This window comes from Bradyrhizobium retamae, assembly GCF_001440415.1.
Classification (GTDB): domain Bacteria; phylum Pseudomonadota; class Alphaproteobacteria; order Rhizobiales; family Xanthobacteraceae; genus Bradyrhizobium; species Bradyrhizobium retamae.
On the sequence record NZ_LLYA01000181.1, the window covers coordinates 189,517 to 211,880 of the forward strand.

Consider the following 22,364-nt stretch of genomic DNA (forward strand, 5'->3'; position numbering starts at 1 on the left):
TCCGATAGGTCATTTGCACAGTTCCAGCTCATGTAACGCCGTCGAGGTCGCGCTGGTTATGGCTTAGGAATTTTCATCTCTCTGCCATTGCCGTACCGCCTCGTTGACCTTGTCACGATCGCGCCGCTCGTCCGGCGCGAGCCGCATGATGGGCTCGTGGATCGCAGCCGGGATTGTGAGCTTGCTGTCAGGTGGTTTCTCGACCCACTCCCACCATTGATCGAAGGCGTCCTTGGGCATCACAGGTCCTCGCGCAGGCCCTTGAAGAATGGATGCCGGACTTTGCCCTCGGCCGATTTGGCTCGGTATTCGATCTCCACCAGCAGCTCTGGTTCTACCCAGATGCCCTTATGCGCGATCCTCTTGGTGTAGGGCTGGCGCTCGCGGATCAGCGGCGTCAGACGCTTGCGCAATTCGCCGGCCGACGCCTTGTCGAACCCGCGGTCGCACTTGCCGGCATAAATCAGGTCGCTACCGGTGCGGCGGCCGAGATAGATGCCGTCCCAATCCTTGCCGTCAAGCGCAAAACCCGCAATGGTCAGCGTCTCGCGTTGCGCGCAGGTCTTCTTGACCCAATCCCTGATGCGCCCGGAGACATAGCGGCTGTCGCGCACCTTGGAGACGACGCCTTCGAGCCCGACTTTGCAGGCGTGCGCGTACATCTCGCTGCCGTCGATCTCAAAACTTTCGCTGAACTGGACGTCGGTGCCGTCGATGGTCTTTCTCAGCAGCGCCTTGCGCTCGTGCAGCGGCAGCGTCCGCAGATCGTTGCCGTTCAGATAAAGCAGGTCGAAGGCAACCAGCACAATCCGGTCGGATTTCCCCTTCAGTTCGTTCTGCAGCACGGAAAAATCGGTCGTGCCGTCCTTGGAGGGAACGACGACCTCGCCGTCGAGGATCGCACTGCCGGCGACGACATGCCAGGCGTCGTCGGCGATCTTGCGCAATCGCCGGGTCCAGTCGTTGCCGCGGCGGGTGAAAATTTTGACGGTGCCGTTGGCGAGATGAACCTGTACCCTGTAACCGTCGAACTTGATCTCGTGAATCCAGCGATCGCCGCCCGGCACTCTCTCGATCGAAGCGGCTAGCGCGGGTTCGATGAAACCCGGATAGGGCGCCTTGGTCCCCGCCGCCGGCTTCTTACGCTGAAACGCCACAATAAAACTCCACGCCGCAATGAATTCAAATCGATCTAGAACTGTTGGTTCATTTCAAATTGCTACTTTTTCCTTCTAGTTCCAGAGCCGCAACAAATCTCATTGGCAATAAACGGAAAGCTATCTGCGTGGGCAGGCAGCTGAAAAAGCTGCGCGTCGATGCGGAGGATTTCGCGTCGAAGCGACGCGCGCATGACGGCCGCCGTCATCTGGAAACTTGAGGAGCAAAAGAATGCGCTTCGTCCGGAACGGCGGGACTAAGGGCAGACGAATTGCGCAAGAACCAAAGTCTCGGTTCCGGAACCTTCTCGTTCCTTCGTCTGTTTATGCAGGTTAGAAGGAGGAGGAGATCATGCCAGTACTACTGCTCTGGGCCGTCCCCACCGTCATCGTAGTCGGTGGTCTCGGCTATTATTTTCTTCGTGTAGTACAGTAGCGGATTGCGGCGGCCTGCGCCGGGAAACCGGCCGGGCCTTTTCGCTATGTAGGAGGCGTTTCTAATGAAATGCGCTATCGCGGGCAATGGCTGTGCTCGCGACGTTGGTCGGGCCGGCTCTTGCAGATCCATGGAAAGACGAGAGCGGCAATGGCCGCTGGAGGCATGATCGTGCCGGTTACCGCGCCTACAATTACGACCGCGATTACAAACAGGAGTTCTACCGAGGCCCCTGCAAGATCGAGCGCAAGTGGGAGCGCAACGGCGAATACAAAGAAGAAGTGAAGTGCAGGGGCTATCGCTAGATTAGTTGAACAGGCCCTTTAGGGTCGTTCTGATTTGTGCCTCGACATTGGGGCGGCTTCAGCCGCACCCCTGCTCGTAGACCGCAGCGCGAGAAATCTCACTTTGAATCAGAAGCGGTCAGTTAAGGGCCACGGTTCTCCCGCGCGTAAAGGTCTTTCGTTGCCTGTTCGGTGATCTGTTTTTCAGCGCGAGTCCTGCGTCTGTTGCGCATGATGCCGTAGGCCAGCACCAGACCAAGCACACCCGCACCGATGAACCACAGTGCCACTGGAAGATGGGAGGCAGTTTCGACAGGCTGTCCTTGCGCCGCGAGTTCGCCCGGGAAGAGGGCGAGGGCGGCCAGCGTGGCTGCGAGTTTAGCAGTCGTTCGTTCGCCAGATGAAATCGAGAACATCTCATGATCCTCCGCGTGGAGAAGGATCAATTTCGGCCAACAGCCAATGTTCCTGAAATCCCGGATTCGATCTCGGAACACGGATCCAATCACCTTGAAACCGATGATTTAGCACTTTGCCGTTTTTTCCTGACCGGTTTCACGGCCGGACCTAAGCTCCACTCGGCAATAAACGGGGAGCCGCCATGCCCCCACAGCTGGAAAAGCTGCGCGTCGAGGCGGAGGATTGCGCGTTGATCAACAAACTTGCCGGTAATCCACGCAAGCGCGAGCTATTCGAAAAGATTGCAGCTCATCTCAACGTGCTCGCCAGCGAGGTCGAACGCGCGATTGCCGAGAGCGCTCGAGAGGCGAGGCATAAGCAAGGTCTTCGACGGCCGCTGCTCCGAGTCGCTCGGCGTGCACAACAACCTAAGTGGGACCCGTCTGTTCCAGGTTGATCTGCTCAATCTAGGCGTTCTTCCGGCTTAGGTTGGCGGTCGCAGTCCTGCCGATGTAAGCCACTCCTGAATGTGTACGGCTGTTTCAGCCTGCCTGGCTCTCCGGATTAGTCGCTCCCGCGCGAGCCCCGGCGGGGAGCTTCGCGCTTCCTTTCGAAGGCGTTTCGCCTCTTCGGTCAATCGCTCGGCCAGTGATGTCGTTTGTTTGAATCGGCGGCGCCGTTGCATGCGCTGTTCCTTTCCTTGCAGGGAAGGCGGGAGCGCAACCGGCGTTCTCGTCATCGATAACTGCCTAGTACCTTGCGGTGATGTGCAACAGCTTACGCTTCCTTACCGCCGCTGTCGGTGCACTAGTGCACAATTGGCAAATAGGAATGAGCTTGCCTACAGGCCGTTAGCAGTCTGTGTCGACCAGAGCCGCCGGTCGGTACGGTTTCGAGAACGGCCCCAGGGTGGGGTCATCCTCATGGTGCGACATCTCCGCGCTATCGCCGCGCAACAGTTTCTCACCCATACCCGCTCGCAGTCGGTGCAAGATCCTTCCATGGTGACGCATCAGACATCGCCATCTTTGCCCGTTGGACTGCCTAACCTGCGGCGGCAATTTTCCGATTGCGAACGAGCAGCGCAGGAACGAAGTTCATCCTCCCGGTTTGAGTCGGCGCTCGCTGAGGCGCATAACATGAACACCCCGGATGAAGACGTCGTACTGAGGGCAACTGAAGATGCCCGGCGCATCCTTGGAGGATACATCGCGCCGGAGTCGCCCTCGGACGCAACGAGTACGATACAGCGGCTGCTAGCCGTTCTCGATCGAGATGAGGTTGTGCATGCTCTCGATCGTATGACAAGGCGCCGACCACATCGGCTCGTGGAACGCAACGGCCCCAGCGCCCGGGGGAGAGCGTCTATGCCACATTCCATGCTTCCGATGACGGGGGATAAACCGGAAGCATATCTGACGCGTGAGGGGACCGCCGGTTCCTGTGGTACGGTGCCGCGCCCTCAATTGCTTGCATTGGGCCGTGGCTGATCAGACTTAAGTTCAGCTCCGAGCTCCTGTAGGAACCGAAACCGATTGCGCGTTCTTAGTCCTGCTTAGCGCCCCAACGGCGTGTGGCGCGCGGGAGACGGGCGTGAGGAACGAACCGATCGTGGTCCTGGTCGTCGAGGACGATCAGTCGATCCAAGGTGTAATCGAGGAGGCTCTTTCGGACGGTGGTTTTGATGTGGCGATTGCGGCCACCGGCGAGGAGGCGGTCACGCTTCTGCAAGATCGACAGGACGAGTACCGCGCCTTGGTGACAGATATCAATCTCACAGGCCGGTTCAACGGCTGGGAAGTGGCCAAGCGCGCCAGAGAGGTGCATCCGCAGATGCCGGTTATCTACATCACCGGCGCGGCCGCCGATCAGTGGGCATCAAACGGGGTGCCTGACAGCATCCTCTTGAACAAGCCCTTTGCTCCCGCGCAGATCGCGACCGCCGTCGCCCAGCTTTTGAACCAAGCCCCTCCTGCCGCGCAGCAATAAATCGATCATCTCATGACTTTTGTTATGGCGACTTGGCTGCATCAGCCGCACGCTTTGAGTGTCACCGTCATTCCACGGCAGGTATCGGTGATGAGAACGCCAGTTGCGCTTTTGCCAATCCTCTAACGAGAGTGCCTGGTGCGAAAAGTCCGTCAAATCGAAGCTGCGTCCCGTGTGATCGAATGGCTTGGTCGCCGGTTGCGAGCGCCGTAAGCCCGCTTCGAGGGGAGGAATCACGTCATGAATGACATGGAGGCGCAACTCGAAAGGCTGCGCACCGATGCGGAGGATTGCGCATTGATCAGCAAGCTGGCGACCAATCCTCATAAACGTGAGTTGTTCGCAAGATTGGCCGATCACCTGGCCGTTCTGGCCGGCGAGGTCGAGCGCGCGATTGGTGAGCGAGGTCGCAAACGCGAAGCTCAGGGAAGACGGACAGCATTGATGTCAAAGTCGACCGGGCGATTGTGCGAGTAGAATCCGTCGAATGATGTACAGGATGATCAAGCTGGATCAGCGAAACGGCCGCAAACGGACGTCGTCTTGGAAGAGGTGTGCCGCCTGGCGGACCACGCTCTGGCAAGCACATCGCCAGTCGACTCATTAAAGCTGCCAGACGGGGCAACGATACCCTGGACGGATTGAAATCCGTTGCCCAGCGTGCGCTGCAGGAGTTGTCGCGCTGCAAGTCTGCCTAGTGCCGGCGAGCTGCATAGGCGGGCACCCAGTGCACGTGCAATCCGCGGTAGATGCGGGTTCTGTCGCGGGCTAGCGATTGCCTTTTCCGTCGACCGGTTCCATACAGCTCCCCATGACCGAACCGTTATTGGGGCGTAGCCTCGACCGCCTTGAAGACGCGCGCTTCGTGCAGGGGCGCGGGCGCTACGTCGCCGATCTCGCGGCGCCAGACGCGCTTCATGGCGTCGTCGTTCGCTCGCCGCACGCGCATGCACGCATCACCGCGATCGGCATCGAGGCGGCGCGCAGGATGCCCGGCGTCGCGGCCGTGCTCACGGGGGCCGAATTGGCATCCGACGACATCGGCCCGTTGCCGTGCGCGGTGACCAGTATCCCGATGACCACGCCGCTCGTGGTGCCGCTCTATCACGCGCTGGCGCGCGGCGTGGTGCGCCATGTCGGCGAGCCGGTCGCGTTCGTGGTCGCGGAAACAGTCGAAGCCGCGCGCGATGCCGCCGAGGCCGTCGTCGTCGACTATGAGCCGCTGCCACCGGTGGTCTCGATCGCAGCGGCGATTCTGCCTGATGCCCCCTCGATCTGGCCGGAGGCTACCGGCAACATCGCGTTCCAGTTCAACCGCGGCGAGGTCGGCCCGGTGGAAGCGGCGATCCGCGACGCCGCGCACGTCGTGCAATGCGAGCTGGTCAACAACCGCGTCGTCGCCGCGCCGCTGGAGACACGCGGCGCGATAGGGCAGCTCGATGCGGCGAGCGGCCGCCTGCACCTGATCGCCTCGGCCGCCGGCGCCCACGCCATCCGCGACCTGCTCGCCGACGGCGTCTTTTGTATCGGCCGGGAAAAACTCCGCGTCAGCATTCCCGATGTCGGCGGCGGCTTCGGGATGAAGAACGTGCTCTATCCGGAATGGGTGCTGGTGCTGTGGGCGGCGCGCCGCCTCGGCCGTCCCGTCACGTGGATCGGCGATCGCAGCGAGGACTTTACCGGCTCCGCGCATGGCCGCGACAGCATCATTAGGGCACGCCTGGCGCTCGATCGCGATGGCCGCTTCCTCGCGCTCGACACCAGGGTGTTCGCCAATCTCGGCGCCTATGTCTCGACGGTGGCGCCGGCCGTGCCCACCATGGCGATGGCAAGCGCGATGGGCGGCGTCTACGACATTCCGCTGATCGCATTCGAGACCAAGGGCGTGTTCACCAATACGACGCCGGTCGATGCCTATCGCGGCGCCGGCAAGCCGGAGGCGAACTATCTGATCGAGCGCTGCATCGATATTGCAGCCCACCAGCTCGGAATGGATGCGCTGAAGCTGCGGCGCAAGAACATCATGCGTCGCTTCCCTTACAGCAGCGCGATGGGGCTTTCGGTCGAGCAGGGCAGCTTTGCCCACGCGATCGATCACGCCGCCGCTTCCGCTGAGGGTTTCAAGGCGCGCCAGAAAAGATCACGCAAGCTGGGCCGGCTGCGCGGCCTCGGGCTTGCCTGCTTTCTCGAGACAGCGCGCGGCCAGCCCAACGAAGTGGCGGAAGTGCAGTTCGGTGACGATGGCCTGATCGACCTGAAGGTCGGCACGCACTCCAACGGCCAGGGCCATGAGACCACCTACGCCCGGATCGCAGCCGACGCGCTCGGCCTGCCGCTGGAGCGCTTCCGGTTTCGGCAGGGCGATACGGACGATCTCGATTCCGGCGGCGGCCATGGCGGCGCGCGCTCCATGCACCAGGGCGGCACCGCGCTGTTGATGGCGGCGGAAGGTCTGATCGAAAATGCGCGGCGGCTCGCTGCTCGCCTGCTGCAGGCCGGCGTGGATGCGGTTCAGTACGAAGCAGGCATGCTGCGCGTGGCTGCGACCGGGCAGGAGATCGGCCTCGATGAGGTGGCGCGCGCTTCCTATCAGCTAGCCGGCGAGGATCTCGCACCCGGCCTGGCGCACAGGGCGACCCATCTGTGCGACCGCTATACGTTTCCCAACGGCTGCCATGTCGCGGAAGTCGAGATCGACCCTGAGACGGGCGAGGTGAGGCTCGACCGCTACGTCATCTTTGATGATTACGGCCGCCTGCTCGATCGCCGACAGACGCTGGGGCAGGTGCATGGCGGCGTGGCGCAAGGCATTGGGCAGGCGTTGTTCGAGCACGCACTGTTCGACGCGGAGACAGGACAGATTCTCTCGGGCTCGCTGATGGATTATGCGCTGCCCCGCGCAGGCGATCTTCCCGCGTTCGAGGGCGATCTCACGCCTGATTTTCCAAGCCGTGCCAACCGGCTCGGCGTCAAGGGAAGCGGTCAGGCCGGCGCCATCGCAGCACCCGCCACCATCATGAACGCCGTGATGAACGCGCTGGCGCCGCTCGGCGTGCGTCATCTCGACATGCCCGCAACGCCTTCGCGCATCTGGCGCGCGATCCAGGCGGCAGAAGCGCGATCGCGTCAGCGCACGGACACCACGTCCGCCGATCAATAGTTCTGATCGTCCTTCCCTAATCACAGCAAGGTGACGAATGAGTTGATGACGGGTTTGCCTCTTGCTTGACATGCAGGTATTTACCTGCATATTATGTTCTTCATAGAGTGAGATCGATGCAGGCCGACAAGGTTTTCAAAGCGCTGGGCGACCCGACACGCAGAAAGCTGCTTGATCTTCTCTGTGAAAAGAACGGGCAGACGCTCGGCCAGCTTTGCGAAAACCTGGACATGGCCCGGCAATCCGCCACGCAGCACCTCGAAATCCTGGAGGCGGCCAATCTGGTGAGCACGGTCAGGCGCGGCCGGGAAAAGTTGCACTTCATCAACCCGGTGCCGCTTCATGAGGTCTACGAGCGGTGGGTGCGGAAATTCGAACGACAGCGGCTCAGCCTGCTGCACGATCTGAAGAAAGAACTCGAAGGAGAATGACAATGACCAAAGAGACGACCAGCTTTGTCTACGTGACCTATATTCGCTCGACGCCGGAAAAGGTGTTCGAGGCCATCACGAAACCGGACATCGCAAGGCGATACTGGGGCCACGAGAACGTCTCTGACTGGAATCCCGGATCGAAATGGGAGCACGTCCGCGCCAATGATCAACGGACCGTCGAACTGGTCGGCAAGGTCGTTGAGGTCTCGCCACCAACCCGTCTCGTCATCACCTGGGCGAATGCGTCGCAGGCCTCCGATCCTTCCGCCTACAGCCGGGTGACGTTCGAGACCGAGGAATACGAGGACATGGTCCGGCTGACGGTCACACATGACGAACTCGCAGCCGGCAGCGGGATGGCGAACGGCATCAAGAAAGGTTGGCCGGTCGTGCTCGCCAGCCTGAAATCCTTGCTGGAAACCGGCCACGGCCTCGACGTCTTCGCCAAGCCGAAATCGGCCTGATCTCTTGCAGGTCAATCAGAAGGAGAATGCCATGACCAAGCCCTTTATCGGCGGGTGTGCGTGCGGCGCGATCCGTTTTGAGACGAGCAGCGCACCTCTCGTCGAGAGCCACTGCCAATGCCGCGATTGCCAGAAACGAAGCGGCACGGGCCATGGATCCTACCTGGTCTTCCCCCGGCGAGCCGATGTGACAATTACCGGCGAAGCGAAAGAATGGCGGGTGGCGGACGACAATGGGAATGAAAAGGTCCACGCCTTCTGCCCGACCTGTGGAACGCCGGTTTACCTGACATTCGTCGCCAAGCCGGAGCCGATAGCGGTCCACGCGACCAGCCTGGACGACCCAAGCCAATTCAATCCGCAACTGATCACGTACGGCATCCGCGGCCATGCCTGGGACATAATGGATTCCTCGTTGCAGAAGTTCGAGCGAATGCCGCCCGGATAATTTCGCGGGGAGAGGTATACGAAATTGCCTGAACCTAAGCATGATGATTTTTGGTTAGATCGATTGCCGCAGACGCGCTTCACCTCTCCCGCTTGCGAGGGAGGTCGGCGCGAAACGCCGGGTGGGGCTCTCTCCACTCGGGCAGTATCGCCCGCGGAGGCACCCCCGCCCATAGCCGATGCTCCGCATCGGCGTTCTTAAACTAAGGACGGCGGGCATGGGCCGCCTATGCCTCCCCCGGGCGGGAGAGGGAGCGCACCTTCTTCGTGGTCGCGATTCAACTAATCATCATGCTCTAGTCGCGATGCGACCGGAATCCGCGAGCGGCTTCCGCCCATACGGGTGACGATCGCTCTCGCAGAGAGAGCAGTTGCCGTGTACAGGTAGGTGCGCGGCGGCGTGTGCTGTAAGCTCGCGAATCCGCGAACGACAAGAAAAAGGAGACGGCATGAGCCCCAAGCCCACCGGCCACGTTCGTGGCAACGATCTGATCCTCACGCGCACGTTCCGCGCACCCATCGATGACGTCTGGACGAGCGTGACGAAGTCCGAGAACACCGCGCTCTGGTTCGGCAGTTGGGAAGGCGACGCCGGCCCGGGCAAGATCGTGCGGCTGCAACTGGTCCATGAGAAGGGCCAGCCGTGGACCAACGTGACGATCGAAGAATGCGAGGCGCCGCGCCGCCTAGTCGTCACGATGAAGGATGACTACGGCGAGTGGCGCATCGAGCTGACGTTGACGCAGACGGACGACACGACCGAGCTGCGCTTTGTGCAGCACCTGAGCGACCGGAAACTCGCGGGCGACGTAGGGCCTGGCTGGGAGTACTACCTCGACATGCTGGTCGCCGCGCGTGAAGGCAAGGCGCTGCCGTCCTTCGAAGATTACTACCCGTCGCAGAAGGCACACTACCTGGAAGGCGGATAGACGATCGGCACGTCGCAAGCTGGACAAAAACGTGTGTGTGGAGGCGCTGGCCAGCGTGTACTTGACCCGGTTGCGTGGACACCTTTTCCGTTGAGGGAGGAGTTCCATGCCTCGGCGTCGATCGCCGTAGCAGGCGGAGTTTCGCAGTCAGATGGTTAATCTGGTCCGATCCGGTCGGACATCCATCTCGCCGCCACCGTCATCGCATCACCATGAATCCCAACAGGCCTTAGTACAGCCGCATCGGCAGCGGCAACTGGATGTCCTGATAGCGACCCTCGTAGCGATCGACAAAATCCTGCAGGAAAAACGGAATGTCGCGTAGCTGGAGGTCGCAGCGTCGCCGCAGCTCGTGCGCGACTTCCACCGAAGCGTCACGACACCACCCCGCGGCGATGTTGAAAGCAACCACCCGGATCGGATTGGTGTACTGGCCGGTGAGCAGGTACATTACAACCGGCTCGAATCCCGGGCTCTCGGAACTGACTTCTGCCCAGACCCGGCCGTGCTCGCGGGAGTCATGCTCGACGATATAGACGTTGTGCTCGTCACCGTGTGGCACAATCGACGGACCCGAGCCGGCGGTACGCATCAACAACTCCCGGACTGCAGAACGGGGAATCAAGCCCGCTTTTTTCGATTCGTTCCATATCGGGCCGATAGGCGGACGGCCGCACAGCGCACCGCTGTTCTTGCCATCGCAAGCACGCGCCGCGGCTGCGTTCCGGCACAGGAACATTTAGCAGGGTCGTGACTTCACTACTGTGTCATGCAGCCGACGTAGAAGACGGACATGGCGGTGAGGAAGCCAGCCCGAAAAAAGCGACCGCGAAGCTCAAAGGCGTACGGATCGAGCGAAAGGCGGCCCAACATTAAGGAACAGTCCTCATGCCGCGTTACTTCTTCAACGTGTATCACGACAGGGCAGAACTCGATAAAGAAGGCGAGGAACTGCCCGATCTGCAAGCCGCCTGGCGGGAGGCGATCGTGACGGCGGGGCAGATCATCCAGGATCTCGATGGGAGGCTGCGTCCGGGCAAGGACTGGCGGATGGAGGTCACCGACGAATTCGCAAATCCGCTGTACGTCATTCACGTCTGCGCCGACAAATCCAGATAGGCCGGAAGACCGCAGCGCTATTTCGGGCGCTGCAATCCAGGCGACGTCAGCCAGCGTTCGATGACCGCTGCCGACTCGGTCGCGACCGCCGCCCGTATCAAGCGATCACGCTCCTGTCCTGGCGGTGAGCTCTCGGCCTTTTCGCGGGCGCGAAAGGCAAGTTGCTTGAGGCGCTCCTGAAGCGGAAGTGCCGGGCGGCTGCGATTACGCTTTTTCTTCATGGACGGATCTCCTTGCTGGCTTCGACCCTCCCACGTCTCGGCAATCCTATCCTTAACCTTTGTTTGGAACCGGCATCGGGCAGGTTTCGTTCGTCTCAGAGGCAGGAGATCATTCAATCGAACAGGACAGGCGCGTGGATCGGGATTCGGTAGTGGCAAGCTTGTTGCGGCGGCTCGAAACCGTCTCGAAACTCGATCCGGCCGACATTGCCGCGATCCGTTCGCTTCCGATTGCAGTTCGTCACTGGGCAGGCGCAAGAGCAATCGTATCTGACGGCGAACGTCCGTCGGAATGCTGTCTGATCATCGAGGGCTTCTGTATCCGCTCCAAATCGACGGAGGCCGGCCAGCGGCAAATTCTCTCGATCCATATCCCCGGCGATATTCCCGACCTTCAGAGCTTGCACCTGCACAGGATGGATCATGATCTCTCCACGCTGGTCCCCTCGACGCTGGGGTTCATCAGCCATGCTTCGCTGCGAACCCTGACGCATGCGAGACCCAATGTCGCGGATGCGCTCTGGCGCGACACCTTGATCGATGCCGCGATATTTCGGGAGTGGATCGTCAATGTCGGCCAGCGGCCGGCGCCGGCCCGACTTGTCCATATCGCGCTCGAACTTCGCAGGCGCCTTCTTTCAGTCAGGGGAGGCACGGAGCCTGCCACGTTCGAATTCCCGCTTACCCAGGAGCAGATTGGCGAGGCGCTGGGCATCACGCCAGTGCATGCGAACCGCATCATCAGGCAACTGCGCGAGGACGGGATCGTCGACGTCAGCCGGGGGCAAGTGCACGTGCTCGACGAAACAAGGCTTGCGGAATTGGCGCAGTTTGACGACCGTTACCTGCACCAGGATCCAGCCGCCTGAAGCGTCCGATCGTGCGGTGGCGGTGGTCCAGCCGCTGGTCCAGCCGCGCTTGGGTCGATCGACGCAGCGATTTTGTTCGCGTCATTGGAACGATTTAAACTCGGGAAAATTATGCAATCTGTGTCAGGGATAGACACATGAACTCGAGCGGCTGCCGATGCAGTCCCGTTACAGGGCGCATCGGCGACCGCTTTCTTTTAGCCGCAGGCCATGAAGGATTTTGCAAACGCGTCGTTCCCGCCCGAGGTCATCTCGGTGATGGAGCAGGCGCTTGACGCCGCCGTCGCTACGCTCCCGGAGCCCGTCCATTCCCACCACGTTCAATTGATCGCGGAGGCGATCCTGCGCGCCGCTCACAGCGGAGAGCGTGACCCGGTTGTCCTGCAACGGCTCGCTTTGCTGGAACTGCAGCTTCATCCTCGATGATAGCTATAGCGTTTTTCAGCGAAAGCCTGCCCCGGACTTGATCCGGGGTGGGACACCGGTTCGTGTCAGGAAAACGCGTCAGAACAAGAATCTAGAGCCCGGTTCTGATTCAATCAGAACCGAAAAGGCGCGAGCCGCCTTCGCTTGCTCAAGCGCTCTTTGATTTCTTCCGAGCGCTGGCGGGACGCTTCGACGTATTCAGTGCCACGGCCTCGCGAATGAGCGCCTTCAATGCCTTTTCGTCGATCTTGTCGCCTTCATGGAAATCGATGGCGCGCCGGGTATTGCCCTCCAGGCTGGAGTTGAAGAGGCCTGACGGATCCTCCAGCGAGGCGCCCTTGGCGAAGGTCATCTTCACGGCCGCCTTGTAGGTCTCTCCGGTACAGATGATGCCGTCGTGTTCCCACACCGGAACGCCGCGCCACTTCCACTCCTCGACCACTTCGGGATCGGCCTGCTTGATGATGCTTCGGATCCGCGCAAGCATCTCGCCGCGCCAATCGCCCAACTCCTTGATCCGCGCATCGATGTGCTGAGAGGGAGAGCTTCCACCTTTTGCTTCGCTCGCGCCGCTCTTCTTCATTGTGGCTTTCTTCTTGGCTGTTGTCATACGCTCACAATCGTTCGCCGGGCAATTGGCTCGCCTGCTTCACCCAGGCAACAAGCTGCGCTTCGTCAAGGCCGTCCTCATAGATGTCGAGATAGCGCACTTCCTTGTGCTTGGACTCGCCGGGCGGAAGAGGGTGGAGCGACGTGCCGCGGAAGAAGGTCACTTTGACGTACTTGGTGAAGCAATGGAAGGCGATGAACCAGCCGCCCTGGTCCTCGACGCCATAAAAGGGCGTGTTCCATTTGACCGCCTTGTGCACGCCGGGGACGGTGCGGACGATCAGCGCGTCGAGGTGGCGCCCGACGTCGCGTTTCCAACCCGGCATGGCCGCGATGTAGGCCTGCACGGGGGCATCGCCGTATCCCTTTGCGATCTGAGGATTGCCGCCTGAGAGGAGGGTAGGCTTTGTTGCTGCGGGCCGCTTGGCCGCGGCCTTCTTCGCGGCCTTCGCCGGCCTTCTCGATGTCGTTTGCGCCATCGCGTTGATCCCTGTCGCCGCTGCGTCAGCCGCTGCGCCATTTGGCGGCATAGGGTAGCACGAACATGTACAGACCCGTGAACAGGAGCAAAAACAGCGGGAGCAGCGGCGAGTAGACAACCAAGGTCGGAGGTTCCCCCAATCCCATGGTGACGAAGTTGGCGATGACGGTCGCCGTAAAGGCGATCGACAGCCAGCGGTGGATTTGCCGAACCCAGTTATTCCAATTCAATGCGACCTCCTTTGAAAGCGAGTGGAAGCGTAACGCTGCGGATTTCAGTCCGTCCGCGCGACGAGCTCTTCCAGCTTCGCGAAGAATTGCTGCCATCCGGCGTGGGCGCCGCCATAGGCCTGCTTCTGATCCGGCCGGAAACCCGACTGCTCCATGCGCAGGAGGGTCCCCGTGCGCGTTGGCGTGAGCGTAAACGTCACCACGCTCTGCAGATCGTAGGCCGCATCGTCGTGCTTGAAATTCCAGGTGTAGGAGAGCGTCTTGTTCGGCTCGATGGCGAGGACCTCGCAGTCGAGCACGCCGCCCCATTCGCCGCGAAGATTGAAGCGATGGCCAACAGTCGGCTTGAAGTCGTTCTTCATCAGCCACTCCTCGATCAGGTGCGGTTGCGTCAGCGCGCGCCACAGCTTTTCCGGCGGATGAGCTATTTCGCGTTCGACAACGACGGAACGCGTTTCGGTCGCACGATTGGTCATTGGTCCATCCGTTTGAGTAGGTCTTCGAGATCGTCGAACCGCCTCTGCCAGAAGCCGGCCATCTCGCTTGTCCAGTCGATCAGCGGGGCAAGGGCGCCGAGCTGCGCGCTATAATGCGTCTGGCGGCCTTCGTGGCGATCGCGCACCAGTCCCGCCTGTTTCAGAACGCCAAGATGCTTCGAGACCGCCGGCTGCGAGATCCCGGCCCGGGCCGTCAGGGCCCCGACCGTCTGCTCCCCTTCGCGGCACAGCCGCTCGAAGATCGCCCGACGGGTAGGGTCGGCGAGGGTTCGAAACAGCATATCGTGGGCGTTCGGCATCTGGAATCGATAACCTCTTGGTTATGGATTAATGCATAACCGCTGAGATATGAATTGGTCAAGCGGGAACTTGAGCCTCAATACGGCACGAAAGCGCGGCGCCTGCTTGTGAAATTATGAGACCCATTGGTTATGCGTCATCGCTACCTGTGGCCCGGGGCTGCGGGTACAAACGCGCCGACGACCTGACCATCGGCTCATTGTCGAGGACGGGACCCATGGCCACTTATGAGCGAGGAGGTGAGGGCTCATGAAAGACGCCGGCCGCCAGGCCCATTGGGAGAACGTTTACACGACAAAGGGCGAGAACGAGGTTAGCTGGTTTCAGCAAAGCCCGGCTCCTTCGCTCGACCTGATCGTGCGGGCGGGGGTGACGCACAAGTCGGCCATCATCGACATCGGCGGCGGCGCCTCGCGGCTGGTCGACAGTCTCGTCGAGCAGGGATTTGAGGATGTCACCGTGCTCGATCTTTCCGCCGCGGCGTTGGCCGCTGCCAAGCGCCGCCTGGAGAGCCACCTTGGCGCCAGCGCCGAGCGGGTTAGCTGGATCGTCGCGGACGCAACGACCTGGGAGCCGGGGAGGCCCTACGACATCTGGCACGATCGGGCAGCGTTCCACTTTCTCACCGACCCAGCCGATCGCGCCGCCTACATTGAGCGCCTCAAGCGGGGCCTGAAGATCGGCGGGCACGCCATCATCGCCACTTTTGCGCTCGACGGCCCTGAAAAGTGCAGCGGCCTCCCGGTCGCGCGCTACGACAGCGAGAGTCTCGGACGGACGCTCGGCGCCGCGTTCAAGCTGGTCCATACGCAGCGGCACGAGCACGCTACCCCTTGGGAGTCCCGGCAGGCTTTTCAGTTCAGCGTGTTCCGGCGCGAGGGCTGATCGCCGCGCTAGTGCGCCATGCCGCGTGAGACCTCCTGGCAAGCTTCCATGCAGCGGCGGCAGCTTTCCGCGCAGATGCGGCAATGTTCGTGCATGGCTGCGTGCCGCTGGCATTCCTCCGCGCATAGCCGGCAGGCGGCGGCGCAGACGCTGAGCATGCGGCGCATCACTTCGTCGTCGAAACCCGTTCGGCGGGTCATGATGCGGCCGGTGATATTGCAGATATCGGCGCAATCCTGGTCGAGCCGGATGCACTGGGTAAGGTCCTGTACCATGCGCTCCGACAGGCAGGCGTCGGCGCAGGAGGTGCAGGTCTGGGCGCAGGAGTAGCATTCCTCGATGCAACGGATCAGGGCGTCGCTGATCTGGCCTTGGACGGCCGGGTGGGTGCCAATCATTTCACGGGCGTACATGGCTGGGCTCCTTGCTGAGGACAGACCACCGCCGGGGGCGGTCGCTGGCTCAAGTCGCAGCGTTGAAAAATGTTCTGGGCAGCCGGCCAATATGAATTGGGGGGCAGGGGCTTTGATTCATCGCAATGCGATCTTCGTCCGCTGGCATACGTTAACGAAACCCGCGGTTTCGTGATGGAACTCCGCTTCCCATCATGGGCCGGGATGTGCGAAACTGGATCCGTGAAATACTCAATTCACCTTTGCCAGCTGCTGGCGATTTTTGTGATCATCAGCCTCGTCATCGCCCCGCTCACGGCGCGGGCGAATACGGGCGCCATGGCACCAATGGCCATGACGGCGACGTCCGATGACGCGGCCATGTCAGACGACATGCCGTGCTGCCCGGAGAAGTCGGCGCCGGTCGATTGCGACCAGTGCCCGTTGATGGCGCTTTGCGTATCGACGACGTTGCAGGCGCCGCTGCAGGCCGGCATTGCCGGAATCCAACCCGTGACTCTTCGCACGCTGCTGCCTGGCAGCGATCCGGAAGTGGAAAGCCTCGGGTACTCACCTCCGCCAAAACCTCCCCGGTTCCTGGTCCTTTCGGCGTAACGCCGGAATCTCGCGGCGCTTCGTGGCGTCCGCGCCATGCCGCCATAGCGGCTGACCAGTAGATCGAGGATACCATGATGAAGGCTAATCAGTTTTCGCGCGGCCTGCGGGTTGCGCTGACCGGCGCTGCCCTGACATGCGCCGCGACCGTCGCGCTCGCCGATATCAAAAACTACGAGTTCAAGCTCGTCGAACCGACGGTGAAGACCGGTCGCGACAGGACGTTCGCCGTCAAGCTCGTCGACAAGACAACCGGCAAGGCCGTTCCGGACGCGGTGATCTTTGCGACGCGTCTCGATATGGCGCCGGATGCGATGCAAGAGATGGTGACCGAGCTTACGCCGCTGCCGGGATCGGAGCCGGGCACCTACCGCTTCAAGGCCGATTTCAGCATGGCCGGGCGCTGGCAATTGTCGCTCGGCGCAAAAGTGCAGGGCGAAACCGGCACGGTCGACAACAAGCTCGTCATTCAGGCCGACAAATGAACCGGTCAGCTCAGATAGCGCTCGCTGCTGCCGTCACCGCTGCCGTGATCGCTGGCGTTTTCGCGCGTCCCTATCTCTGGCCGCGCGGCGAGACCGAGCATGCCCACGTCATGGCCCAGGCGAGCGAACCGGCGGGCGCCGCGATCTACTATCAGGATCCGGACGGCAAGCCGTTCTACTCGCTGACGCCGAAGAAGACGGCCGATGGCCGCGACTACCGCGCCGTCCCGCGGGGCGCCGACATCAGTTTTGACGATCCGCCGCTGGAAAGCGCCGCGGCTCCGCCCACCGACCGCAAGGTCAAGTATTACCGTAACCCGATGGGGCTGCCGGATGTTTCGCCGACGCCCAAGAAGGATTCGATGGGGATGGACTACATCCCCGTCTATGAGGGCGAGGACAGCGATGACGGATCGGTCAAGGTCTCGCCGGGAAAGATTCAGCGCACCGGCGTCAAATCGGAGCCGGCGGCCACTCGCCCGATCCGGACGGTCGTGCGGGCGCCAGGCACGATCCAACTCGACGAGCGTCGAGTCTCAGTCATCGCGATGCGCGCGGAAACCTACCTGCAAACAGTTGCCGACGTCACGACTGGCACCTTTGTCAAGAAGGGGCAGCCGCTGATGCAGGTCTACAGTCCGGCTGTTTCCAGTGCGGCCGCAGAGTATGTGACGACATTGACGTCCAAGACGACGGCGGGCGAACCCTCCTACGGACGCGGTTCACGGCAGCGGTTGATGAACCTTGACGTGCCCGAAGCGGTAATCAGCGAGGTCGAGAAAACGCGGGTCGTCCCGGTGACTGTCGCCTGGTCGGCCCCACGGGACGGCATCGTGCTGGAACGCAACGCCGTCCAGGGTATGCGAGCTCAACCGGGCGACGTGCTCTTCCGCGTTGCGGATACGTCGGTGGTCTGGGCGATAATTGACATAGCCGAGCGTGATCTCGGCTCGCTTGCGGTCGGACAAGGCGTAACCGTGCGCGCGCGCAGCTTCCCGGGGCGGGACTTCTCCGGAAAGATCTCGGTCATTTATCCCCAGGTCAACCGCGAGACACGGACAGCCCGTGTTCGCATCGAACTCGCAAATTCGGACCTCGCATTGCTGCCGGACATGTATGTGGACGCGGACGTCGAGATTGGCGGCGCGGAGCCTGTTTTGGCCGTTCCCGACAGCTCGGTGCTAGATACGGGGGCGCGCCAGGTCGTTCTAGTTGACAAGGGTGAGGGACGATTCGAGCCCCGCGAGGTCAAGATCGGCCGTCGGGGAGACGGACTCGTCGAAATCCGCAGCGGGCTAAAAGACGGAGAGCCCGTCGTCATCTCGGCCAATTTTCTAATCGATGCAGAAAGCAACCTGAAGGCGGCACTCAAGGGCTTCGCCGAGGGAGCTCAGCCATGATTGCCCGCTTGATCGCTTGGTCGGCTCGTAACCTCCTGCTGGTGCTATTCGGCAGCGGCTTCGCCGCTGCGGCCGGCATCTACGCTCTCGTCCATCTGCCATTGGATGCCATTCCGGACCTCTCCGACACTCAGGTGATCGTCTACACGGAGTATCCGGGGCAGGCGCCTCAGGTGATCGAAGACCAGGTCACCTATCCGCTCACCACCGCGATGTTGACGGTGCCGAAATCGAAGGTGGTGCGCGGCTTTTCCTTCTTCGGCGTCTCCTTCGTCTACGTCATCTTCGAGGATGGTACCGACATCTACTGGGCGCGCTCGCGTGTGCTGGAGTTTCTCAACAGCGCCGCTTCGCGATTGCCGTCCGGAGTCACGCCGAGCATCGGTCCCGACGCGACCGGAGTGGGGTGGGTGTACCAATATGCGGTGATATCCAAGGAACTGAATCTCGCGGATACTCGCGCGATCCAGGACTGGAACCTGAAATTCGCGCTAGCGAAGGCCGAGGGTGTGGCCGAGATCGCAAGCGTCGGCGGATTCGTCAAGCAGTACAACGTGATACTCGACCCGCAGCGGATGCGCGATCGCGGCATCACCATGCAGAAGATGCGCGAGGCGATCCGCGCCTCCAATGCCGATGTGGGCGGCCGCACTGTCGAGCTCTCGGAATTCGAATACGTAATCCGCGGGAAGGGGTACCTGAAGAGCATCAATGATCTCGGCAACATCGTGCTGAAGACCGACAACGGAACGCCGGTGCTGGTGCGCGACGTTGCGCGCGTCGAGCTTGGTCCGGACGAAAGGCGCGGCATCGCCGACCTCAACGGCGAGGGCGAGGTGGCGAGCGGCATCGTGCTGCAGCGCTTCGGCGTGAATGCGCTCGATGTCATCGAGAACGTCAAGAAGCGGTTCAAGGAGATCGCGACCAGCCTGCCGAAATCGGTCGAGATCGTGCCGGTCTACGACCGCTCGAACCTGATTTACGCTGCGATCGATACGTTGAAGCACACGCTGGTCGAGGAAAGCATCGTCGTCGCGTTGGTGTGCATTGTGTTCCTGCTGCATGTCCGTAGCGCGCTGGTCGCGATCCTGATGCTCCCGGTCGGCGTGCTGATGGCGTTCGGCGCCATGAAGCTCCTAGGCTTAGGCTCCAACATCATGAGCCTCGGCGGCATCGCGATCGCAATCGGCGCCATGGTCGACGCGGCGATCGTCATGATCGAGAACGCGCACAAGCATCTCGAGCGCGCCGAGCCGGGCAAATCGCGCGTCACAATCCTGATCGAGGCGGCCGCCGAGGTCGGCCCCGCGCTGTTCTTCAGCCTTTTGATCATCACCGTGTCCTTCATGCCGATCTTCACGCTGGAATCGCAGGAAGGCCGGCTGTTCAGTCCGCTCGCCTTCACCAAGACCTTTGCGATGGCGGCGGCAGCATTGCTATCGATCACGCTGGTGCCGGCACTGATGGTGATCTTTGTTCGCGGCAAGATCGTCCCCGAGCACAAGAACCCGATCAACCGTTTTCTGATCTGGGTCTATAGACCCGTGATCAAGACCGTGCTGCGGGCCAAGACGCTGGTAGTCCTGCTTGCACTTGGCGTGCTCGCTGCCTCTATCTGGCCGGCGCGCCAGCTCGGCACCGAGTTCATGCCAAATCTCAACGAGGGCACGCTGCTCTACATGCCGACAACCCTGCCGGGGATCTCGGTGACGAAAGCGTCCGAACTGATGCAGACGCAAGACCGGATCATCCGATCGTTTCCCGAGGTCGCCTCGGTCTACGGAAAGGCTGGACGGGCGGCGACCGCGACCGATCCGGCGCCGTCCGAAATGTTCGAGACGGTGGTCAATCTCAAGCCGAAGGAGCAGTGGCGCAATGGCATGACGATCGACGGCCTGATCGCCGAAATGGACAAGGCGCTGCAGTTTCCCGGCGTTTCCAACGCCTGGACCATGCCCATCAAGGCGCGCATCGACATGCTCTCGACCGGCATCCGCACGCCGATTGGCGTTAAGGTCATGGGGACCGATCTCGCCGGGATCGAGACGCTCGCCAAGCAGATCGAACAGGTGCTCAAAGCCGTCCCGGGCACGTCCTCGGCCTATGCCGAGCGCGGCCTCGGAGGCTACTACCTCGAGATCACGCCGAACCGCGAGGCGCTGGCGCGCTACGGCATCATGGTGCAGGACGTGCAGGACACCATCGCTACCGCACTCGGCGGCCAGACCGTGACCACGACCGTGGAGGGCCGCCAGCGCTTCTCCGTAAATATGCGCTACCCACGCGATCTCCGCGACAATCCGAAGGCGATCGCAAGCGACATCCTGGTGCCGATGCCGGCCGGCGGGGCGGTCCCGCTCGGCGAGGTCGCCAGCGTTGCACCGGCGCGTGGGCCGAGCTCGATCCGGACCGAGAACGGACAACTGGCGACCTACATCTATGTCGATATTCGCGACCGCGACCTTGGCGGCTACGTCGCCGAGGCGCAACGCGCGGTGCAGGCGAGCATTCAGTTTCCTGCTGGCTATTACGTGGTCTGGAGCGGCCAGTATGAATATCTGGAGCGTGCGATCGCGCGGCTCAAGATCGTCGTACCGGTGACGCTTCTCATCATTTTCCTCCTGCTCTATCTCAATTTCCGCTCGGTAACCGAGACCATGATCGTCATGCTGTCGCTGCCGTTCGCGCTGGTCGGCGGGCTGTGGCTGATGTGGTGGCTCGGCTTCAACCTCTCGGTCGCGGTTGCAGTCGGGTTCATCGCACTCGCCGGCGTCGCCGCCGAGACCGGCGTCGTCATGCTGATCTATCTCAATCAGGCGTTGGCCGAGATCACGAAGCGACGTCAGGTCCAAGGCCAGGCGCTGACGCGAAGCGATCTCTATGACGCCATCATGGAGGGCGCGGTCGAACGCGTGCGGCCAAAGATGATGACGGTGGTGGCCATCATGGCAGGCCTGCTCCCGATCATGTGGAGCACCGGCACCGGCTCGGAGATCATGCAGCGCATTGCGGTGCCGATGATCGGCGGCATGATCTCCTCGACATTGCTGACGCTGATCGTGATCCCGGCGGTATTCGGCATCATCAAGGGCTTTGGACTGCCTGGCGATCCCGAAAGCGGCAAGTCAGTCGCGGCGATTGCAACGAAAAAAGTCTCACGTGTTGTGGAGCCAGCCGAATGAGGTGAGCCATGATTTGCGCAGCGATCTCCCGTACGATGCCGAGCTTCAGGTTGGCGGCTGCTTCGGCCCTTATGGCTGTTCTCAGCTTCTCTTCTCTCCATGCGCAACAAGGCAATGCTGCTCGCGGCGAACGTAATTTCAGGGCCTGCGCAGCATGCCATTCGCTGGAGCGCGATCGCAACATGACGGGACCGAGCCTTGCCGATCTATGGGGGCGCAGGGCCGGTACGCTGCCAAGCTTCGATCGCTTTTCCGATGCGTTGAAATCGTCCGGGTTGACGTGGGATGATCGAACGCTCGATCAATGGCTGACCGATCCGAAGCATCTCGTTCCGGGCAACGAGATGACGTTTGAGGGCATCAAGGAAGATCCCGCCCGAGCAGACCTCCTGGCATTCCTGAAGGAAGCCACTAAACCCAGCGCGGCGCCGAGCCAAAGTGCGCAACAGGGCCAGAGGGGCGGCATGGGAGGGATGATGGGTGGCATGATGGGTGGCGCCGATCCAAATCTCAAGGCGCTCGAACCGGGCATTCATGTCAAAACCATCAGTTATTGCCGCGACACCTATCGTGTCACCACAGCCGACGGAAAAACACGCGCCTTCTGGGAGCGTAACCTCCGCTTCAGGACCGATACCAGCAAGGATGGGCCCGGGAAGGACGCGCCGGCTCTCTTGGGCGCTGGAATGATGGGTGATCGGGCTGCCGTGATCTTTTCGGCGCCGGAGGAAATCATGAAGTTCGTTGAACGCCGCTGCTAGACTTCCGGACAGACCACTGTACCGTTCGGCCGCGGCTTTCCTTAGTCGATTGCGAACAAAAGCGTTCGTGGCAGTAACCGAGCGGGTGGCACGATCGGGTTACGCACGTTGGCAGGCGCGGTGTTTGGGCGGCGACTGTTGCGCTGGTAACTTACAGCACTTCAGCCTCAATGGGAGCGAAGATATTTGACCG

The 22,364-nt window shown here is 61.6% G+C and carries 28 protein-coding genes; 17 read left to right on the plus strand and 11 right to left on the minus strand.

Annotated features, from left to right (window positions below; translation table 11 throughout):
- Positions 1–63: 63 nt before the first annotated feature.
- Complete coding sequence (locus CQ13_RS44665; protein WP_197427485.1) at positions 64–240, minus strand: hypothetical protein; 177 nt, start codon at positions 238–240, stop codon at positions 64–66.
- Positions 240–1,157: a non-homologous end-joining DNA ligase gene (ligD, locus tag CQ13_RS30105; RefSeq protein WP_057846438.1), complete on the minus strand. Its 918-nt coding sequence runs from the start codon at positions 1,155–1,157 to the stop codon at positions 240–242. Before ligD ends, CQ13_RS44665 begins: the two co-directional genes overlap by 1 nt.
- Before the next feature lie 522 nt (positions 1,158–1,679).
- Between ligD and CQ13_RS30110 the strand changes: the two genes are divergently transcribed.
- Entirely contained in the window at positions 1,680–1,898 is a 219-nt protein-coding gene (locus tag CQ13_RS30110; RefSeq protein ID WP_057846439.1) for a hypothetical protein, read from the plus strand.
- A 122-nt stretch (positions 1,899–2,020) separates the two neighbouring features.
- On the opposite strand, the gene CQ13_RS30115 is transcribed toward CQ13_RS30110, so the two are convergent.
- Positions 2,021–2,293 (minus strand): hypothetical protein, encoded by a 273-nt coding sequence (locus tag CQ13_RS30115; protein ID WP_156433988.1) that lies wholly within the window; start codon positions 2,291–2,293, stop codon positions 2,021–2,023.
- A gap of 1,576 nt (positions 2,294–3,869) precedes the next feature.
- On the opposite strand from CQ13_RS30115, the gene CQ13_RS30120 reads away from it, so the two are divergent.
- From CQ13_RS30120 to CQ13_RS30150, 7 genes are all read left to right on the plus strand, one after another.
- On the plus strand, positions 3,870–4,265 hold the full coding sequence (locus tag CQ13_RS30120; RefSeq protein WP_057846441.1) for a response regulator: 396 nt from the start codon (positions 3,870–3,872) through the stop codon (positions 4,263–4,265).
- A gap of 240 nt (positions 4,266–4,505) precedes the next feature.
- Positions 4,506–4,742, plus strand: a complete 237-nt coding sequence (locus CQ13_RS30125) for a hypothetical protein (protein ID WP_057846442.1) — start codon at positions 4,506–4,508, stop codon at positions 4,740–4,742.
- Positions 4,743–5,076: 334 nt separating this feature from the next.
- Positions 5,077–7,425, plus strand: coding sequence for a xanthine dehydrogenase family protein molybdopterin-binding subunit (locus CQ13_RS30130; RefSeq protein ID WP_057846443.1), 2,349 nt, complete (start codon positions 5,077–5,079; stop codon positions 7,423–7,425).
- Between the two features lie 116 nt (positions 7,426–7,541).
- A complete protein-coding gene (locus CQ13_RS30135; protein WP_028346460.1) occupies positions 7,542–7,856 on the plus strand; it encodes an ArsR/SmtB family transcription factor in 315 nt (104 codons plus the stop codon).
- Positions 7,857–7,858: 2 nt separating this feature from the next.
- Positions 7,859–8,323 carry an SRPBCC family protein gene (locus CQ13_RS30140; protein WP_057846444.1) on the plus strand — a complete coding sequence of 155 codons (465 nt, stop codon included), beginning with the start codon at positions 7,859–7,861 and terminating at the stop codon, positions 8,321–8,323.
- Positions 8,324–8,354: 31 nt separating this feature from the next.
- Complete coding sequence (locus CQ13_RS30145; RefSeq protein WP_057846541.1) at positions 8,355–8,771, plus strand: GFA family protein; 417 nt, start codon at positions 8,355–8,357, stop codon at positions 8,769–8,771.
- A 448-nt stretch (positions 8,772–9,219) separates the two neighbouring features.
- Complete coding sequence (locus CQ13_RS30150; protein ID WP_057846445.1) at positions 9,220–9,699, plus strand: SRPBCC family protein; 480 nt, start codon at positions 9,220–9,222, stop codon at positions 9,697–9,699.
- 229 nt (positions 9,700–9,928) lie between these two features.
- On the opposite strand, the gene CQ13_RS30155 is transcribed toward CQ13_RS30150, so the two are convergent.
- Positions 9,929–10,291 carry a hypothetical protein gene (locus CQ13_RS30155; protein WP_057846446.1) on the minus strand — a complete coding sequence of 121 codons (363 nt, stop codon included), beginning with the start codon at positions 10,289–10,291 and terminating at the stop codon, positions 9,929–9,931.
- A 296-nt stretch (positions 10,292–10,587) separates the two neighbouring features.
- Here CQ13_RS30155 and CQ13_RS30160 point away from each other — a divergent pair, with 296 nt between their 5' ends.
- A complete protein-coding gene (locus CQ13_RS30160; protein WP_057846447.1) occupies positions 10,588–10,818 on the plus strand; it encodes a DUF6894 family protein in 231 nt (76 codons plus the stop codon).
- Positions 10,819–10,835: 17 nt separating this feature from the next.
- On the opposite strand, the gene CQ13_RS30165 is transcribed toward CQ13_RS30160, so the two are convergent.
- The gene (locus CQ13_RS30165; protein WP_057846448.1) at positions 10,836–11,039 is read right to left on the minus strand and encodes a hypothetical protein; all 204 of its coding nucleotides are present in this window, start codon (positions 11,037–11,039) and stop codon (positions 10,836–10,838) included.
- 152 nt (positions 11,040–11,191) lie between these two features.
- Between CQ13_RS30165 and CQ13_RS30170 the strand changes: the two genes are divergently transcribed.
- Positions 11,192–11,908, plus strand: coding sequence for a Crp/Fnr family transcriptional regulator (locus CQ13_RS30170; RefSeq protein WP_245309408.1), 717 nt, complete (start codon positions 11,192–11,194; stop codon positions 11,906–11,908).
- Between the two features lie 210 nt (positions 11,909–12,118).
- Complete coding sequence (locus tag CQ13_RS30175; RefSeq protein ID WP_057846449.1) at positions 12,119–12,334, plus strand: hypothetical protein; 216 nt, start codon at positions 12,119–12,121, stop codon at positions 12,332–12,334.
- Positions 12,335–12,482: 148 nt separating this feature from the next.
- Here CQ13_RS30175 and CQ13_RS30180 read toward each other — a convergent pair whose 3' ends face one another.
- From CQ13_RS30180 to CQ13_RS30200, 5 genes are read right to left on the minus strand one after another with little or no spacing between them, the layout of a single operon-like run.
- The gene (locus CQ13_RS30180; protein ID WP_057846450.1) at positions 12,483–12,944 is read right to left on the minus strand and encodes a DUF1801 domain-containing protein; all 462 of its coding nucleotides are present in this window, start codon (positions 12,942–12,944) and stop codon (positions 12,483–12,485) included.
- A gap of 4 nt (positions 12,945–12,948) precedes the next feature.
- Positions 12,949–13,422 carry a DUF1801 domain-containing protein gene (locus CQ13_RS30185; RefSeq protein WP_057846543.1) on the minus strand — a complete coding sequence of 158 codons (474 nt, stop codon included), beginning with the start codon at positions 13,420–13,422 and terminating at the stop codon, positions 12,949–12,951.
- A gap of 25 nt (positions 13,423–13,447) precedes the next feature.
- Positions 13,448–13,654, minus strand: coding sequence for a hypothetical protein (locus CQ13_RS30190; protein ID WP_057846451.1), 207 nt, complete (start codon positions 13,652–13,654; stop codon positions 13,448–13,450).
- A gap of 44 nt (positions 13,655–13,698) precedes the next feature.
- Positions 13,699–14,130 carry an SRPBCC family protein gene (locus CQ13_RS30195; RefSeq protein WP_057846452.1) on the minus strand — a complete coding sequence of 144 codons (432 nt, stop codon included), beginning with the start codon at positions 14,128–14,130 and terminating at the stop codon, positions 13,699–13,701.
- Entirely contained in the window at positions 14,127–14,450 is a 324-nt protein-coding gene (locus tag CQ13_RS30200; protein WP_057846453.1) for an ArsR/SmtB family transcription factor, read from the minus strand. The genes CQ13_RS30195 and CQ13_RS30200 overlap by 4 nt, the downstream gene beginning before the upstream one ends.
- Positions 14,451–14,700: 250 nt before the next feature.
- Here CQ13_RS30200 and CQ13_RS30205 point away from each other — a divergent pair, with 250 nt between their 5' ends.
- On the plus strand, positions 14,701–15,336 hold the full coding sequence (locus tag CQ13_RS30205) for a class I SAM-dependent methyltransferase (RefSeq protein ID WP_057846454.1): 636 nt from the start codon (positions 14,701–14,703) through the stop codon (positions 15,334–15,336).
- Positions 15,337–15,344: 8 nt separating this feature from the next.
- Here the strand turns inward: CQ13_RS30205 and CQ13_RS30210 are convergent, their stop codons facing one another.
- Entirely contained in the window at positions 15,345–15,749 is a 405-nt protein-coding gene (locus CQ13_RS30210) for a four-helix bundle copper-binding protein (protein ID WP_057846455.1), read from the minus strand.
- 69 nt (positions 15,750–15,818) lie between these two features.
- On the opposite strand from CQ13_RS30210, the gene CQ13_RS43555 reads away from it, so the two are divergent.
- The 5 genes from CQ13_RS43555 (at position 15,819) to CQ13_RS30235 (ending at position 22,171) form a co-directional block, all read left to right on the plus strand.
- Positions 15,819–16,343: a hypothetical protein gene (locus tag CQ13_RS43555; RefSeq protein ID WP_197427486.1), complete on the plus strand. Its 525-nt coding sequence runs from the start codon at positions 15,819–15,821 to the stop codon at positions 16,341–16,343.
- A gap of 77 nt (positions 16,344–16,420) precedes the next feature.
- On the plus strand, positions 16,421–16,828 hold the full coding sequence (locus CQ13_RS30220) for a FixH family protein (protein ID WP_057846544.1): 408 nt from the start codon (positions 16,421–16,423) through the stop codon (positions 16,826–16,828).
- Positions 16,825–18,228: an efflux RND transporter periplasmic adaptor subunit gene (locus tag CQ13_RS30225; protein WP_057846457.1), complete on the plus strand. Its 1,404-nt coding sequence runs from the start codon at positions 16,825–16,827 to the stop codon at positions 18,226–18,228. Before CQ13_RS30220 ends, CQ13_RS30225 begins: the two co-directional genes overlap by 4 nt.
- Positions 18,225–21,410, plus strand: a complete 3,186-nt coding sequence (locus tag CQ13_RS30230) for an efflux RND transporter permease subunit (protein ID WP_057846458.1) — start codon at positions 18,225–18,227, stop codon at positions 21,408–21,410. Before CQ13_RS30225 ends, CQ13_RS30230 begins: the two co-directional genes overlap by 4 nt.
- Before the next feature lie 182 nt (positions 21,411–21,592).
- Positions 21,593–22,171 carry a c-type cytochrome gene (locus tag CQ13_RS30235; protein ID WP_347337068.1) on the plus strand — a complete coding sequence of 193 codons (579 nt, stop codon included), beginning with the start codon at positions 21,593–21,595 and terminating at the stop codon, positions 22,169–22,171.
- The last annotated feature ends 193 nt before the right edge of the window (positions 22,172–22,364 follow it).